Source organism: Streptomyces sp. 2A115, from assembly GCF_052245575.1.
In the GTDB taxonomy this organism is placed as follows: Bacteria; Actinomycetota; Actinomycetes; order Streptomycetales; family Streptomycetaceae; genus Streptomyces.
The window spans coordinates 17,158-33,593 of the sequence record NZ_JBQQCG010000109.1; the positions used below are offsets into that span (position 1 = coordinate 17,158).

A 16,436-nucleotide genomic window follows, 5' to 3' on the forward strand; every position below is an offset into this window, starting at 1 on the left:
TCGCGGTCGGCGGCTACGAGGAGCTGCCCGAGGTCGCCCAGCGCTGCGACGGCAGCCTGCTCGTCCTCGCCCCTGGCGCCCGTGGACGGCACCGCTCGGCCGCAGGCCGCGTCACAGGGTGGTCCACGCTGTCTCCCGCGCCGAGGAACTGACACGCCTGCGGGCCCGGCAGCCCGGCCCACGGGTCGTGCTGGAGCAGTTCACCTCGATGCGGCACCACAGCATGAGCGCCGCCGACCCATGGCGCGCCGCCGCACGTTCGGATGGGCCGTGCCGGCAAGAGTGGCAACCTCGTCCACGACCGTGACCACGTCGTCGAACGTCCGCTCCCCCGCCCGGGGTCTCGGCGCTCCGCGGTCTTCGGGCAGCGGCCCCCGAACAGCACGGCGACGCGGCCCCCAGCTCACCCCGCCGAACTACGCGAGCACGGCGGCGACCTCGTCGAGGCGCGCCCCGCGGGAGGCCTTGACGAGCACCACTTCCCCGGCGGCGAGGTGGCCGCGCAGCCAGTCGACGGCCGTGTCGTTGTCAGCCAGCATCAGCGCCCGCTCTCCCGCACCGTCCGCGATCGACCGGGCGGCCTCGCCGACCGTGGCCACCACATCGGCCCGGGAGGCGGCGTACTCCCCGACGGCGCGGTGCTCGGCCTCACTGTCGGCGCCGAGTTCGAGCATCTCGCCGAGGACAGCGATGCGGCGCCCGCCCTCGATCGCCGCCAGCGCGTCCAAGGCGGCGCGGGTCGAGTCGGGGTTGGCGTTGTAGGAATCGTTGAGCAGGGTCGCGCCACAGGCAAGGTCGCGCAGCTCCATGCGCCACTGCGACAGCGAAGAGTTGGCCAGCGCCGCCGTGGCCATGTCGAGGGGTACGCCGGCCGCCAGCCCCGCGGCTGCGGCAGCCGACGCGTTGAGCGCCTGGTGGGCGCCCACATGCGGCAGCACGACGGGAACCGAGGCGTCGGCGGTCCGCAGCGTGAAGGACGGCCGGCCCAGCCGGTCCAGCGCCAGGCCGAGTGCCCGCACGTCGGCGTCCTCCGCCCGGCCGAAGGTCAGCACCGGACCATCGGTGAGCGAGCGCATCTCGACCACCCGGGGATCGTCGGCGTTGAGGACGGCGGTGCCGCCGGGCGCCAGCCCCTGCACCAGCTCGCCCTTGGTCCTGGCGATGGCCGCGCGCGACCCGAACTCGCCGAGGTGGGCCTGGCCGACGTTGAGGACGACGGCGATGTCGGGCGCGACCAGGCTGGTGAGCTCGGCGATGTCGCCGACGCGGCGGGCTCCCATCTCAAGGACGAGGAACCGGGTGGCCGCGTCGGCGCGCAGCATGGTGAGCGGCACACCGAGCTCGTTGTTGAGCGAGCCGATCGTGGCGATCGTCGGCCCGGCGCTCGAAAGCACGGCCGCCAGCAGGTCCTTGGTGCTGGTCTTGCCCTGGGAACCGGTCAGCCCGACAACGGTCAGCCCGTCGCGCAGCCGGGCCACGGCATGGGCGGCGAGCGCCTGCAGCGCGGCCTGGGCGTCTTCGACGACGACGGTGGGAAGCGACGTGGGCCGGGAGCCGAGCACGGCCACCGCGCCGGACCGGCCGGCCTGGCCGACGTAGTCGTGGCCGTCGACGTGCTCGCCCGCGAAGGCGACGAAGAGGCCGCCCGGCTCGGCCTGCCGGCCGTCGAGCACGGCCGGCGCGGTCACCGTCACGGCGCCGTCGCCCTCGACCGTCCCGCCGACGACCGCGGCGATCTCGCCGAGGCTGAGCGGGATCATGACCGGGCGGCGCGGGGGCTGACGAGCGGAAGCATCCTGACAAGGCCGAGGTTGACGGAGGTTGGTTCGCTGTAGGGCATGCCTCCAGTCAAGGTGGCGTGGTGTTGCCGGAACGTATGTGGTTTTCGATATGCCGACGATATGCTACTGACGGGTAATGTCGAAGTCATACGCGTGCCGCTCGAGACCGAGGACCTGGTAGGCACGCCGGATCTCGCCCGGGGCGATCACCAGGGGCGTGAACGCGCAGTTGGTGACCGATCCGGACGGCCGGCAGCCGTGGATCCCGCCCGCACTGCCCGGCCGTGCGCACGACCCGACCGCGGCCCGCGTTCACGGATCATCGGGATCGGTGAACACCAGGGCGTCCCGGTCCCGGTCCTCGCGGACCGCGCCCGTATGGGAGCCAGGCCGAGGGTGACGACTCTCCTCAGGCGCCCGCAGGTCGCGGACTCACGCCACCCAGCAAACCGTCAACCGCGCGCCGTCCGCGGCCCGGGCGCCTGTCGAGAGCGGCGTCGCACGGCTCAAGTCAGGGCGGATCTTCCGCTGGTCAGGATGGAGCCCGAGTCGAACGTCGTCAATCTCCGCCGCGGTCCTCACCGTGGAGCGGCAGCACCGAGGCCCACTGGCTGGTTCACGGCTCACAACGCGCAGGCGGGAGAACGGGTTCGGCCCCCAGCCGGTGTTCCTCGCCATGGCCGGGAAGCCGGAGTGAACCGCCTCGGCGCGGCCTGCGTTGTATAGGTGCCGGTTTCCGCGCACGCCCCCGAAGCCTGGAACCGGCACGGGGTCGGACCTCTTCCCGCTCTCCCGGTCGGGTCAGCGGTCACCGACCCCATGGCCTGCGGGTACAGGGCCTGCGGGAGGAAGTCGCCCGGCCTGCTGAGGTGTTGGAGGCGGCCGACGGGCTTCCCTGGCTGTCCGAGGCAGGCCGCTGCGGAATGTCGGTCTTACTGCGGTCACGTACGGGGGTGGAACTGGCGCCACCACAAGCGATGAGGGACAAGGAGTGAGTGATGACCAACCCGTTCGACGACGAAAACGGTCAGTCGTCGGCCTATCGAAAACCGCATACGTTCCGGCAACATCACGCCGCCTTGACTGGAGGCATGACCTACAGCGAACCAACCCGAACAGCGACCCGGCGCACCCGATCGCCGGCGACCTCGCCCTCCCCGCCCGCCCCGGCAACGGGAATCACGATCTATGGATGCGGGCAGGACGAGGCTGATTTGTTCCGGGAGTTGGCACCCCGCTTCGGCGTAATACCAACCATCATGGAAGCGGCGGTGTCCGAAGCCAATATTGAACTGGCCTTCGGAAACCGGTGCATCAGTGTAGGCCATAAAACCCGGATCGCAAATTCCACTCTTCTTGCACTCAGTCAAGTCGGCGTGACGTATATCTCCACAAGGAGCATCGGCTACAACCACATCGATGTGGAATACGCGGAAAGTGTCGGCATTTCCGTTGAAAATGTCACCTATTCGCCCGACAGCGTCGCCGACTACACGCTGATGCTGATGCTGATGCTGGTACGGAATGCAAAATCCACTGTCCGCCGCGCGGACATGCACGATTACAGGTTGAACGATGTGCGCGGGAAAGAACTACGCGACATGACCATCGGGGTAATCGGAACAGGACGCATCGGCACAGCTGTCGTGGACAGGCTGCGAGGTTTCGGCTGTCGAATACTGGCCCATGACAATCGCCCCAAGATCACTGCCGATTACGTTCCTCTCGATGAGTTGCTGCAGCGGAGCGACATCGTGACGCTCCATGCACCGCTTAACGCGGATACACACCATCTCCTCGATCGTCATCGTATCGAGCAGATGAGGCACGGAGCGTTCGTCATCAATACCGGCCGCGGTCCACTGCTCGACACCGAGGCCCTTGTTCTGGCATTGGAAAGCGGCAGATTGGGCGGTGCGGCGTTGGATGTTCTCGAAGGAGAGGAAGGAATATTCTACGCCGACTGCAGAAACAAACCCATCAATAGCAAACCGTTGTTGCGACTGCAAAAGCTGTCGAATGTGCTCATCAGCCCGCACACCGCCTATTACACAGACCACGCCCTGAGCGACACAGTCGAAAACTCCATCACCAACTGTCTGAAATTCGAAAGCAGGAATCAGCATGGCTAGGTTGAAGGTCGGAATCATCTTCGGAGGCTGTTCCGAAGAACACTCTGTCTCCGTCAAGTCTGCGAAAGAGGTCGCACGAAACCTCGATATCGAGAAGTACGAACCGTTCTATATCGGGATTACGAAGAGCGGCGCTTGGAAGCTCTGTGACGGGCCTGACGCAGATTGGGAGAACGACAGGTGCCGTCCCGCTGTACTGTCACCGGACCGGAGTGTCCACGGATTGCTCGTACTGGAGGAGGGAAAATACGAAACGATTAGTTTGGACATCGTGTTTCCCGTTCTGCACGGCAAACTCGGCGAGGACGGTGCGATGCAGGGTCTGCTGGAGCTCTCCGGCATCCCCTACATCGGCTGCGATATCCAAAGTTCTGCTCTGTGTATGGACAAATCCCTTGCCTACATCGTCGCCAGAAGCGCGGGAATCGCTACCCCGAATTTCTGGACCGTCACGGCGGACGAGAACATTGATGGCGAAGAGCTCACCTATCCCGTTTTCGTGAAGCCCGCCCGTTCGGGGTCATCTTTCGGCGTCAGCAAGGTGTCCCGAAAAGAGGAACTGCTGAGTGCGGTGGAAACCGCGAGGCAGTATGACTCGAAGGTGCTGATTGAAGAGGCTGTCGTCGGCAGCGAGATCGGATGCGCCATCCTGGGGAACGATCCGGATTTGGTCGCGGGCGAAGTGGATCGAATTTCTCTCTCTCACGGCTTCTTCAGAATCCATCAGGAGAACGAGCCTGAAAGCGGTTCCGAAAACTCAACAGCAATCGTTCCCGCCGACATTCCGGCAGAGTCGCGATCGCTCGTTCAGGAGACAGCAAAGGCCGTATACCGCGCCCTGGGATGCAGGGGGCTTTCGCGGGTGGACATGTTCCTCAAGGACGATGGTGAAGTAGTCCTCAACGAGGTCAACACTCTGCCTGGTATGACCTCGTACAGCCGTTATCCGAGGATGATGGAAGCCGCAGAGTTGCCGCTTACCGAAGTCATCGACCGGATGGTGTCGTTGGCATTGACGGGGAAAAACCGATGAGGGATGATTTCGTCTTCATAGACGAGCTTGTATCCGGAATACGCTGGGATGCCAAGTACGCCACCTGGGACAACTTCACCGGCAAACCGGTGGACGGATACCTGGCAAATAGAATCGTTGGCACGAGGGATTTGTGCGCAGCTCTGGAAAAGGCACAGGAAAAAGCCGAATCCCTCGGCTTCAGCCTGTTGCTTTGGGATGGCTATCGCCCTCAACGCGCCGTAGACTCCTTCCTGTGGTGGTCGCAACAGCCAGAGGATGGCCGTACGAAGCCTCGGCATTATCCCAATATCGACAGAGCCGAGATGTTCGAAATGGGATACGTGGCCGCCAAGTCGGGCCACAGTCGGGGTAGCACCGTTGACTTGACGCTGTATCACCTGGATACCGGTGAACTTGCTCCCATGGGCGGTGGCCATGACCTGATGGATTCAATCTCGCATCATGGAGCAAACCGGATCACGCACGTCGAAGCGACAAACCGTCAACATCTGAGCTCTATCATGCATGCCTGCGGTTTTGACTCATACGATTACGAGTGGTGGCATTACACGCTGAAAGACGAACCTTACCCAGACACCTATTTTGATTTTCCCATCACGTAGTTGAGCCGGGCCACAGAAGTTGACAAAGCGCCCGTGCCTGAAGCGGCGTCACCGTGGTCTCCGGATCTGCTGCTGACGGGCGTTTTGCTCCAGCCCGCCTCGCACCGGCGCGGGATGGGGCGGACAACCCGGACCCTCCTGCTGGAAGGAGACATGACCGTGACCGTGCCGAACTACCGAGGTCCAGCACGCCCCGAATCCGCGGCCCAGTCGCCCGGGTGGCCCAAGGGTGTGGTCGGCCGCTACCTCACCGACGCCGGCAAGGCCCTCAGCGACCCCACACTGACCGTCGACCTGATCGAGCAGGACGACGGCGTCCTCGCTCGCTGCACCACCTGCCCCGACAGCGAGTGGAAGGTCCCCTTCGATCCTGCGTCTACCGGGGGCCGCGCCACGGGGTGGGCCACCCGGGAGGCGGGGCAGTGGGCGCAGCGTCACGCCGAGACCTGCCAAGCCATGCGACCGACGGCCGCCGAGCAGCGTGCGCTGCTTGAGCACCGCTCCCGTGTGCTCTCCAACTCCCCGCGAGGGCAACCCAATTGATTACCCCTCGTCCGTCGGTTGCCTCCCTCGGCCGCCCTCGCCTTGCGAGGCCATGCACACGGTGGTGGAGGCCAGGACCCGAGGGATGCAGCAGTGACCGGCATTGAGCGAGGACAGGCGATGACGCAGGTGGACACGGCGGAGACCGGACAGGGCGGAGACGGCCGCCGGGATACCGGCTCCGATACCCGTCGCACGCTCAACCTCCGGGATACCGGCTCCGATACCTGGCGCGCGCGCATCCGCCGGGCGATCCGCACCGGCTCCCGGCCGGGGCCCTGGAAGCGCGGCTTGGTGCTCGCGGTGCTGGCACTGCTGCTGGGCCTGTTCATGCTGCTGCACGCGCAGATCCCGGACCGGATCTGGAACCTCGGCAGCGCGGTGGAGACCGTCCTGCCATGGTTGGGCCTGTTCATTCCGGTGTTGTTGACCGGGGCACTCTGGCGCCGCTCCGCCTCGGCGGTGGTCGCGCTGCTGCTGCCGGTCATGGTGTGGCTGAACCTCTTCGGCGGACTGCTCAGCGACAAGTCCGACCCGGGCGGCGACCTCACCGTGGCCAGCCACAACGTCGGCGCCGACAACCCCGACCCGGCCCGCACCGCCCGCGAGCTGGCCGCCTCCGGCGCGGACGTGCTGGCACTGGAGGAACTGACCGAACAGGCCCGGGGCACGTACGAGAAGGAACTGGCCAAGGCGTACCCGCACCACACCGTGCAGAACACGGTCGGGCTGTGGAGCAAGCTGCCGCTGTCGGACACCCAGCCGGTCGACATCGCGATGGACCCGACCCGGGCGCTGCGCACCACGGTGACCACGGACCACGAGCGGCTGGCAGTCTATGTGGCTCACCTGGGGTCCGTACGCGTGAATCCTCGGGCGGGCCTATCGACGCGACAGCGGGACGCCGGCGCACAGGCACTCGGCAAGGCCATCGCCGCCGACCAGAACGAGCGGGTGGTGCTGCTCGGCGACCTGAACGGCACCATGGACGACCGCGCGTTCGCCGGCATCACCGCGCAGCTGCACTCGGTCCAGGACGCGGCCGGGGACGGCTTCGGCTTCAGCTGGCCGGCGAGGTTCCCGGTGGCGCGGATCGACCAGATCCTGGTCCGCGGCGTGGAGCCGACGAGCTCGTGGGTGCTGCCGGCCACCGGCAGCGACCACCTACCGGTGGCGGCCGGAATCAGCTGGTGAATCCTGCGCTGACGAGGTACCTCATACGCTCACAGGCGCGGCGGTGGCCATCGACGGAGGCGAGTATCCCGCCGCCCCGGAGGTGGCCAGTGTGATCCGGGACTCGGCCTCGATCAGCGGGGCGTTCGCCGCGGTGATGTTGTCGCCGCGCAGATGGTTCTGCCGCGCAGGTGGTTCAGCGCGCGTCAGCGCCTCGATCGGCACCGTCGAAGCAGCCACCGTTGCCCGCGCACGTAAGGGTGGGGTCGGCATCACTGCCGGCGTTGCTGCTGTTCTCCGACCTTGCGGAGGTGCCCCGCCACAGCAGGCGACACACCGTGGTCCTGCGCCACTGGCGCCACCACGGACGTCGCAAGGCGGACCACCATGGCGGAAGCCAGCCTTTCGCGGGGCAGCGCGGTCGGAGCCTTCCCCAAGGCCGGATAGTCAGCGTTTTCGCTGGTCACGCAAGCCCGTTGAGGGATTGCCGGCGTGGAGCAACGGAGCGCGTTGGTACAGGCAGTCGCCCAAGTCAGCTTGTTCCCGAGGAGCTCTGTTGTCGTTTCGTCATGTCCTGTCGGCCCCGGTGGCAGCCATCGCGAAAGCCTGTGCTCGTCACTGATTCCCAGCGCGGCAACACGGGCTCCGGCTCGGCCGAATGACGCGATGGCCGCCGCGGCGATGCCTCGGGAGCTGCCGGTCACGAAGATGCGCTTGTCCTGAACTGTCATGGCACTTTCCGTAGATGACGAGCTGATGTGAGGCAGAGTCGTGTGCAATCTGGCCTCCCTTCGCCAGGGTCTCGTGGGCCGAACGGTCACCAACAGGTCAAACCCTGCTCACTGGACATTCAGCGCTGCTCCTGAGCCACACCGTTCGACCATGCAGTGATCCTCAGTTGGCGGGCCGTGTTCCGCCGCAGTCGGGGCAGTTGGGAAATCAGGTCGCCCTGTGGCGTGGCCGCCCTGGGACAATGTCGCGTACCTACGTGGCACGGGATGGGGGACGCGGCGGATGAGGTACTGGCGGCGTGGGCTGTGGGTGGGCGCGGTGATCGCCACAGGTGCCGTCGTCGCGGTGACCGCACGCGACGGTCTCAATGCGACCGGGCCGCTTGTGGCGGTCCTGGGTCTCTTCGTCGCCCTCGCGGGCCTTCTGTACAGCACGGCTCGTCCCCCGACCACGACCTCGCCCGACGAGCAGCTGGACCGCTCGGCCGACGCTCTCGCCAGGGCCGTATTGGAGCAGTGGCAGTCGGAGTGGCGGCTGCGTCGGCTCCAGGACCCCGAGCCCCTCGCGGTTCATTGGGCCCCAGCCGCGGCGTGGCTGTCCGACCTCGACGACACCATCGGCCGACCGCCCGAGGCCGCCCAACGCCCTGACCTGATCGGTCAACTCCCGGAGATCGCCGAGCTGTTCGAGCTTGTGCCCTCCCGCCGCCTCGTCGTCCTCGGCGCCCCCGGCAGCGGCAAGACCGTGCTCGCCGTACGCTTTACCCTCGACCTGCTCGACCGCCGCACCACCGGTGACCCCGTCCCCGTTCTCTTCCATGCGTCCACGTGGCAGCCCGACCGCCAGAGCCTGCGTGAATGGCTCGCGGACAGTCTCATCGCCGCCCACCCCACACTGGCGACCGAGGGAACATCAGGTTCCGTGCTGGCCAAGGACCTTGTGGCCACCGGGCGGATCCTTCCCGTCGTCGACGGACTCGACGAAATGCCCGCGCCCCTGCGCACCAAGGCCGTCTGGCGCCTCAACACCGAACTCGACACGGACTCCCCGCTCCTGCTGACCTGCCGCAGCACGGTGTACAGCGAGGTCGTCGAGGCCGGCGACGTACTCACGTCGGCCGCGGTGGTCGAACTCCAGCCGCTCGGTTTCGAGGAGGCGGCCCGCTTCCTGGTTCGCACCGCCCGCCCCGTACGCGGCCCCGGAGGCGAGCGCGCCACAGCCTGGGACCCCGTACTCGATCAGGTGCGCCGTGACCCCGACGCACCGGCCTCCCGCTGCCTGCGGCAAGTCCTGAGCCTGCCCCTGATGGTGGCGATGGCCCGAGCCGTCTACGGCGACACCGGAGCCGACCCGGCCGAACTGCTGCATCGCCGCGGCCTCGCCACATCGGCCGCGCTGGAACAGCATCTGCTGGACGCGTTCGTCCCCGCTTCGTTCCGCACTTCCACCCGATACGACGAAGCCGAGGTCGCGTACTGGCTCCGGTCCCTGGCCCGGCATCTTGAGCGGCGCGGCACGCGCAACCTTGCCTGGTGGGAACTGCACTGGGCGCTGCCCAGGCCGCTACGCACTGTGGCACCGCTCCTGCTGGTCGGCGTCGTCGCCGAAGTGGTCTGTCTGATCGCGTGGCTGGTGGGAGGGAGCGCTGGGCCGCCGGTGGCCGGCGCCGCCGTTGTGCTCGGCCTGTGCGTCGGCCACGTGGCCCTCTCGCGTGACGACCTCGGTCCGCGGCGGAAACTGCTGCTGTCAATCGCCTGCGTCGTCCCCCTCGGCATGGTCACCGGCATCTTTCAGCCGCTGGCCGAATACTCTTACGGCAGCTCACCGTCCGCCGTGAACGAATTGCTCGGCTGGCTCGCCATGGGCGCCCTCTACGGTGTGTCCATGGCCATCGTGCTGGCGGTCATCGGCATCACGCGTACGCCCACGCCGGCGACGATGCCCTTCCCGGTGATGGCCAGCAAGCGGTACGGACGCTGGGCATGGAAGACGATGAGCGGTCTGATGGTCGGCGCCATGGTCTACCTCCCCTTCTATCTGGCGGACTCGGCAGGAACACCCTTGCTCGTCGCCGTTGCGATCACCGGTGTGCTTCTCGGCGCGTACGTCGTTCGGGGCGGGGGCGCCACCGCCGTGCACTCCGGCGACCCGCGGGGCGGACGACGCAGGTCCGGTGCCGTCGGCAGATTCGGGCGCGCCCTTGTCCAGGGACTCAGCGTGGGGTTGCTCGCCGGCATCGTGCTCGCACTGGCCTTCTCACTGACCGAGGGCGGGACGGCCGCCGCGCGGGCGGCAGCCCGCGCCGACTTCCCGGTCTCCGGCCCCGTCCACCGGTCGTCCGACGGTGGTCGGTACGTCGTGGCGGACGACGGCACGCGCTACGGCTTGCGTCCCGACGGAGACACGTACATCAAACAGGACGAGCCGCTGAACTGGAGTGTTGTCGAGTACTCCGACGGAAGTGTGAATTTCGTCCTGACCGACAGCGGTGGACTGGGTGACTCGTGCGAGCGGGCGCCATGCAGCCGGCTCAGAGCAGCCCTGGAAGTGTCAGTGAACATCAATTCGCGCCCCTCCCCTTTCGTCGTACGCCTTCCGGACGGCCGCTTCGCGACGTGGGCCGACGCGCCCGAGGCATTGCTGGAGAGCCGAGAGGGGCACTGGATGAACAGGCAGACTCCCGGGCGACTCCTCGGCTCTGCCCTGTCATTCGGGATCTTCGCCGGCCTCGGGCTCGGCATCGTGTCGGGATTCGCCGCCGGCCTGCACCGCTGGCTGGGCGCGCCGGTCGATATCGCCCGTACGCCCAGCCCGCTGGCGAGTCTGCTCGCGGACCGCGACACGGGAGTCGTCCGGGGCTTCCTGATCATGATCGTCGGCGCGATCTGCGTCACCCTCCTCGTCCTCGTCGATCTTCCCAGACCGGGGGTCGTCGCGTTGCTCGTCCTCCTCCCGACCGGCCTGATCGCCTTCGTCCTCTCCGCCTGGGGCCACCTGCTCACCGCCCGCCTCTGGCTGTGCCCGCCAGGCCTACTCCCCTGGCGCCTGATGGCCTTCCTCGCCGAGGCCCACGAGAGAGGCGTGCTGCGTCAGGCGGGCGCCGTGTACCAGTTCCGGCACGCACGGCTCCAGGAGAGGCTTGCCACAGCACGCGAGGAAGATCAGGAAGGCTGATCAGCTCTGTTCCGGCGGAGGCGACGTCCAAAGGTACTGACATTGATCGTGGCTCCTGCCACGTAGTGACCTCCGAAGTCACCTCGAGACGACTCTCCAAGACAAGACAGTGACACATCCACATCGTGGTACCCAAGGCACATGTCAGTTCCCTGCTCGAACTCGACCTAGCCGCAGGACAATACGTACTGGAGGCCATGCAACGCACAGGCGCCGACGTCATCCGCGAGCACGGTGGCTGCCAGGTGATCGCTTGCCTCGGGGACGAACAGCACAACTGGCATCCGCATTTGCATAACACCGTCGGAGACGGTGTTATGCGCTTTCCGGGGCATGGACTCATGTGGTGGGGCGGGAGTGCACGCTGACGGCATAGCCGCAGCCTTGGTAATAGGGATCGCCGCTCCAAGTGGCGTAGCGCTGCCGTAGGGTCAGTCCGGCCTGGGTGCACCAGTGGTCGAACTCCGTAAGGGTCACCGTCGGTTCCGGCAGCGGCAGGTGTGCCGCGTCCAGTCCCATGCCCGTGACCAGCAGTCCGGCAGGGCGCAGTACGGCGGCCAACTGCCGGACGACGACAGAGCCGGTGCCGTGGGCCAGCAGGGGGATGACGTTCCCGGCGGCGAGCGCCAGGTCGAAGCCCGGATTCAGGCCGAGGGCATCCAGACGGGCCAGGTCGCCGAGGAGCCACTCCTGCGTGGGGGCGTCGCGGCGGGCGACGGCGAGCATCGAGCGGTCGACGTCCACGCCGGTGCAGTGGTGGCCCAGTTCGGCGAGGCGGATCGCGATCCGACCGGTGCCGCAGCCGGCGTCGAGTATCCGGGCGGCGGGCTTCAGCAGCGCGGCACAGAAGGTGGCTTCGCCGTGGATGTCGTGGCCCGATTCGGCGAGCCTCGCGAAGCGCTGGGCGTATTCCTCTCCAGCGTGTCCGCCTGTCAGTTCCGCCCAGCGGTCGCGTTGTCCGGTCATGTTCAGCGTGCCTTCCGGTCAGCCTCGTAGGTGTAGACCTCGCGGCCTGCTACGAAGGTACACAGAGCGAGGCTCGAACGTCAGTCCGGCCGTGCGCTACCTCAGCACCCGCACCTGACCACCCGCCCCCGCGGTGGTCGTGTACCCAGTCGTGTGTAGACGCCGGGATGGGAGAACCACGGAACGGGCGGCGTTGTGCAGGGCACGTATGCCGGTGACGGTGTCGTCCTTCCGCGCGCTGGAGGCCCGTCCGGACAGGGCGGCGCGGGCTGCGGCGTAGGCGTGGTTCCCTCCGGCCGTGCACCCTCCCGCGACAGCAGGCACCGCGCGCCCGAGGAATCCGCCCGCACATCCTGGGCGGTGACGGTCACCCTTACCGCTGCCACGGCCCTCCGGCTGCTCCTCGGGTTCGCGCCCCAGCCCGCCCTGTCCGTCGCCGGCGGTCAGCCGCGCACGTGCAGCCCGAAACCTGCGCGGCCCGCGGGCTCCAGCCCCTCCTTCAGGTTCAGCGAGGGGATCTCGTAGTCGCCGAAGTTCTGCCGCCGGAACGCGATCGGCTCGGTCGACTCCAGGGTGAGCAGGCGCTGCTCCCACGCCTTGGCGACGTCCGCGTAGTCCTCGCCGGTCATCCGGTCGGTGCCGTACAGGACGAACGGCGGCAGCACCTCGATGCCCGGGTAGTAGAGGATGCCGTGGTGGATCGGGAACAGCAGATCATCGATGGGGCCGTTGATCCCGCGAGCGGCGTAATGCGACTCCGGGCCGCCGGCGGTCACCGACAGCAGAGCCTTCCTGCCCGCGAGGGTGCCTTCGCCGAAGCGCTCGCCGTACCTGGTGTCGCTGTGCTCGCCGACACCGTACGCGAAGTGGTAGGTGAACACCCGGTCCACCCAGCCTTTGAGGATCGCGGGCATCGTGTACCACCACAGCGGAAACTGGAAGATGATCGTGTCGGCCCACAGCAGCTTCTCCTGCTCGGCGAGGACGTCCGGGGTGAGCGTCCCGGCGTCGAAGGCCCTGCCCGAGTCCAGGGCGACCTTCAGCGGACTTGAGGCGTCGGGGCCGTAGTCCGCGGCGTCCACGACCGCCTTCCAGTTCATCGCGTACAGATCGCTCATCCGTACCTCGTGCCCGGCCCTCTCCAATGTGGACACCGCGAGATCCTTCAGCGAGCTGTTGAGGGACTTCGGCTCCGGGTGGGCGTAGACGATCAGCGTCTTCATGTGGGAACTCCTTCGGATCGAGTGCCCTCGATTCTGGGTGTCGCGGCGCCCGGCGTTCAGGGGCGCCTCTTCCATCGGACTGGGCTTCCTGGTATTGGCAGGACCACCTTCACGGGCACCACCGAGGCCATACTGGGGGCATGGACGATCTCGCGGGCTTCCTGCGGACCCGGCGTTCCCGGGTCGACCCGGCGGCCGTCGGCATCCCCACCGACAGCCGTCGCCGGGTCGAAGGGCTGCGCCGCGAAGAGGTCGCGCACCTGTCCGGAGTGAGCGTCGACTACTACGTGCGCCTGGAGCAGGGCCGCGCGACCCAGCCCTCCGAGCAGGTCCTCGACGCGCTCGCCGGCGTTCTCGGCCTCGACGAGACCGAACGTGGGCACCTCTACCGGCTCGCCCGGCAGCGCCGCCGCCGCGCGAAGGCGCCGAGCGGGCGGGTCCGGCCGGAGCTGCTGCGCGTCCTCGACCTGGTCGCCGACGCACCCGCGCTGATCATGGACCACCGCCTGGACGTGCTCGCCGGGAACCGCCTCGCCGGGCTCCTCTACGGCCGACCGATGCCGGGCCTGAACACCGCCCGGCACATCTTCCTCGAGGAGGCCGAGCGCGGCCTTTACGCGGACTGGGAGAAATGCACTCTCGACGTGGTCGGGCACCTGCGCCTGGCCGCGGGCAAATACTCCGAGGACCCCCGCTTGGCCTCGCTCATCGGCGAGCTGGCGATGGGCAGCGAGCGCTTCCGCCGCCTCTGGGCCCGCGCGGACGTGCGCGCCCGCGCACATGGACTCAAGGCATACCGGCACCCGCTGGTCGGACTGCTGGAACTGCACCAGGAGAACTTCGCGCTACCGGACGAATCAGGCATGGAGCTGCTGGTGCTGTCCGCGGCCCCCGGCAGCCCAGCCGAGGACGGGCTGCGCCTGCTGGCGGGTCTGGGCGCAGACAGCGGTGACGCGCATCCCACAGTGAACGCTCAGGTCCGCGAGTAGTTCAACTCAACGATGCCCACCCACCGCCGGGAACGCCTCAACACTGACGGCTTTCCGGTCCCCGGCCTACTTTGCGGCTGGGTTGGGTCGGGCCGGGGCGCGGTACTGGCCGTGCGGCCAGCCCGATTCCCCGACCCGCCCGCCGTGCGTGTCTCCGTGCGATGGGCGCTCCACGTGCCTTGGCCGGTGGTCCGCCGCTGGTGTTGGCGGCTGTCGGTTGTGGTGTCCGCGGGGTCGGGATGTTGCCGCCGCGGTAGCGATAGCAGATCACTTCGACGCTGGGTGCGCTGGTGAACTCGGCTCCGTCGCAGATGAGCTTCCAACCGCCCGGTCGGCAGAACCGGCGGCGCAGTTCCCTCCAAATCGCGGTCACGCGAACTGACTTCGAGGACGAGGTCACGTCGACTCTCGCCGAAGCCATCGAGGCCGGTTTCGAAATGACCGGGCAACCCCACCCACGAACGGCCCCGAACCAACCCGACGGTGGCACGCTGAACAGACGACGGAGCCCCCACGAACCGTGACCTCGACACTCACAGTTCGCGCTGGGCTCCGTTCCTACGTCAACCCATCTGAGCCGGCAAAACCGCCGTAACTTCTCGGTCTTGGACTTCTCGGTGTTCGCCGACCGTTCGATGAACTTCGCCTGGACCGGGGCAGTTCGGTCTCGGCCGGCGTCGTGGGGCCGACTCAGCTGATCAGCGGCGCGGACTCCCCGCGCGAGGAGCGCTCAGGCATGGTGCCGGATCATGATCTTCATGAGGCTGACGCCGTCGGATCGTCCAGCATCTCGGAAGGCCCGTCGGAGGGCAGGGCGGTCGGGACATCTTGACCATCCGTGGGCAGCCAGGTCGGCGACTCACTGCCGGACTCTTCGCTCTGGGACGGTGTGAAGGCCGGTGCCTCGGAAACCGGCGGAGGCGGCTGCTGCGCTGGGTCGCTGTTGTTCGTGCTGATCCCGAAGGCCAGCGCGCCGACGGCAAACGCTGTTGCCGCCCCGATCACAAGCAGCACTCCTCTTCGCCTGGGCCGCGCGGCGACAGCGGGCGCGGCGGCGGTGTCCTGCGCCTGCCGGACCCGGTCTTCGCGGTCGATCTCATGCTTGTGCGCGAGAGCGGTGACAGGGAGAGGTTGTTCGACCACCGGAGTGGAGCCGGTGGACCTTGGGCCGCTCAACTCGGCAGCCACGATGTCCGCCGGAGGCCCCAGCCGCTCCAGGACGACGCGGACCGCTTCGGCGTGCCGTGCGTCCGCTTCTTCAAGACCGGCATCTATGTGCTCGACGATCTCCTGCCTGAGCTCCTCGCGTCGATCGGCTGCCAGGAACACCGACGCATTGTCAAAGCGCTGCAAGTAGCTTTCTATGAGCCGATTTCGCCTTGAGGTCACTCGTGGCTCTCCTCACTGTCCAAGAGGCTGTCAACAGCGGCTTTGAAGGACCCCCACTCACCGGCGAATTCGGCAAGCGCCTGTCGCCCCGTCGCGGTCAGCGTGTAGTAGCGGCGTGGAGGCCCTGAGTCGGATTCCTTCCAGACCGTGCTGACCCACCCTTCCTTCCGGAGCCGTGAGAGCAGCGGATAAATGGTGCCCTCACTGGTCACGAGCCCGTGGGCATCGCACAGTTCCCGCACCAGTTCAAAGGCATACCGCTCGCTGTCGCGCAGCAGCGCCAAAACGCAGAATTGCAGGATCCCGCGCCGGAGTTGACTTACCCCGGAACGCGATCCACCCGGCAGTACCATGCGACACAAGGTACCTGCTGGTGGATAATACCGCCAGCCATGCCGCATCCTTCCGGCAGGCGCGATGCCCAGGACCAGCGCGAATCTCTCAACGGAAGGTACTGGCCGCGGTGTTCGCCGCCCGCGGCCGGCCAAGGCCGAGGCAGGCGTGCAGGGCCTCGACCCGCCGGGGGCTCCAGCCCACCCCCGCGCACCACAACAATGGTGCCGCTTTCCCTAGGGCCTGTGTGACGTCGTGATCAATCAGTTGGCTTCAGCAAGTCGTTGATCCAGATCATGGAGGCGCGGAGGTGGAGGCCGGCGAGGTAGCTCTCGGGTGTCTTGTCGTATCGAGTCGCGATGC

The 16,436-nt window shown here is 67.4% G+C and carries 13 protein-coding genes and 1 pseudogene; 8 read left to right on the forward strand and 6 right to left on the reverse strand.

Going from position 1 to position 16,436, the window contains the following annotated elements; all coding sequences use genetic code 11:
• Positions 1 to 416 precede the first annotated feature (416 nt).
• Positions 417 to 1,760, reverse strand: a complete 1,344-nt coding sequence (locus ACTWQR_RS49660) for a UDP-N-acetylmuramoyl-tripeptide--D-alanyl-D-alanine ligase (RefSeq protein ID WP_443233942.1) — start codon at positions 1,758 to 1,760, stop codon at positions 417 to 419.
• A 235-nt stretch (positions 1,761 to 1,995) separates the two neighbouring features.
• On the opposite strand from ACTWQR_RS49660, the pseudogene ACTWQR_RS49665 reads away from it, so the two are divergent.
• From ACTWQR_RS49665 to ACTWQR_RS49690, 6 genes and pseudogenes are all read left to right on the forward strand, one after another.
• Positions 1,996 to 2,376 (forward strand): annotated as a pseudogene (locus ACTWQR_RS49665) (transposase family protein); the annotation flags it as partial.
• Positions 2,377 to 2,872: 496 nt separating this feature from the next.
• Positions 2,873 to 3,913: a D-lactate dehydrogenase VanH gene (vanH, locus tag ACTWQR_RS49670; RefSeq protein WP_443233954.1), complete on the forward strand. Its 1,041-nt coding sequence runs from the start codon at positions 2,873 to 2,875 to the stop codon at positions 3,911 to 3,913.
• Complete coding sequence (gene vanA-Sc, locus ACTWQR_RS49675; RefSeq protein ID WP_443233943.1) at positions 3,906 to 4,946, forward strand: D-alanine--(R)-lactate ligase VanA-Sc; 1,041 nt, start codon at positions 3,906 to 3,908, stop codon at positions 4,944 to 4,946. The genes vanH and vanA-Sc overlap by 8 nt, the downstream gene beginning before the upstream one ends.
• Positions 4,943 to 5,551, forward strand: a complete 609-nt coding sequence (vanX, locus tag ACTWQR_RS49680; RefSeq protein ID WP_443233944.1) for a D-Ala-D-Ala dipeptidase VanX — start codon at positions 4,943 to 4,945, stop codon at positions 5,549 to 5,551. The genes vanA-Sc and vanX overlap by 4 nt, the downstream gene beginning before the upstream one ends.
• A gap of 153 nt (positions 5,552 to 5,704) precedes the next feature.
• Entirely contained in the window at positions 5,705 to 6,094 is a 390-nt protein-coding gene (locus tag ACTWQR_RS49685) for a hypothetical protein (protein WP_443233945.1), read from the forward strand.
• A 120-nt stretch (positions 6,095 to 6,214) separates the two neighbouring features.
• Positions 6,215 to 7,288, forward strand: a complete 1,074-nt coding sequence (locus tag ACTWQR_RS49690) for an endonuclease/exonuclease/phosphatase family protein (RefSeq protein ID WP_443233946.1) — start codon at positions 6,215 to 6,217, stop codon at positions 7,286 to 7,288.
• Positions 7,289 to 7,309: 21 nt separating this feature from the next.
• On the opposite strand, the gene ACTWQR_RS49695 is transcribed toward ACTWQR_RS49690, so the two are convergent.
• Positions 7,310 to 7,507: a hypothetical protein gene (locus ACTWQR_RS49695; protein ID WP_443233947.1), complete on the reverse strand. Its 198-nt coding sequence runs from the start codon at positions 7,505 to 7,507 to the stop codon at positions 7,310 to 7,312.
• Between the two features lie 774 nt (positions 7,508 to 8,281).
• Here ACTWQR_RS49695 and ACTWQR_RS49700 point away from each other — a divergent pair.
• Complete coding sequence (locus tag ACTWQR_RS49700; protein ID WP_443233948.1) at positions 8,282 to 11,173, forward strand: NACHT domain-containing protein; 2,892 nt, start codon at positions 8,282 to 8,284, stop codon at positions 11,171 to 11,173.
• Between the two features lie 339 nt (positions 11,174 to 11,512).
• On the opposite strand, the gene ACTWQR_RS49705 is transcribed toward ACTWQR_RS49700, so the two are convergent.
• Both ACTWQR_RS49705 and ACTWQR_RS49710 read right to left on the reverse strand, forming a co-directional pair.
• Positions 11,513 to 12,139 (reverse strand): class I SAM-dependent methyltransferase, encoded by a 627-nt coding sequence (locus ACTWQR_RS49705; protein WP_443233949.1) that lies wholly within the window; start codon positions 12,137 to 12,139, stop codon positions 11,513 to 11,515.
• Between the two features lie 443 nt (positions 12,140 to 12,582).
• Complete coding sequence (locus ACTWQR_RS49710; RefSeq protein ID WP_443233950.1) at positions 12,583 to 13,362, reverse strand: NAD(P)H-dependent oxidoreductase; 780 nt, start codon at positions 13,360 to 13,362, stop codon at positions 12,583 to 12,585.
• Between the two features lie 140 nt (positions 13,363 to 13,502).
• On the opposite strand from ACTWQR_RS49710, the gene ACTWQR_RS49715 reads away from it, so the two are divergent.
• Positions 13,503 to 14,351 (forward strand): helix-turn-helix transcriptional regulator, encoded by an 849-nt coding sequence (locus ACTWQR_RS49715; RefSeq protein WP_443233951.1) that lies wholly within the window; start codon positions 13,503 to 13,505, stop codon positions 14,349 to 14,351.
• Between the two features lie 756 nt (positions 14,352 to 15,107).
• On the opposite strand, the gene ACTWQR_RS49720 is transcribed toward ACTWQR_RS49715, so the two are convergent.
• A complete protein-coding gene (locus ACTWQR_RS49720; protein ID WP_443233952.1) occupies positions 15,108 to 15,740 on the reverse strand; it encodes an HAAS signaling domain-containing protein in 633 nt (210 codons plus the stop codon).
• Positions 15,737 to 16,024: a PadR family transcriptional regulator gene (locus tag ACTWQR_RS49725; protein ID WP_443233953.1), complete on the reverse strand. Its 288-nt coding sequence runs from the start codon at positions 16,022 to 16,024 to the stop codon at positions 15,737 to 15,739. Before ACTWQR_RS49725 ends, ACTWQR_RS49720 begins: the two co-directional genes overlap by 4 nt.
• Positions 16,025 to 16,436: the final 412 nt, after the last annotated feature.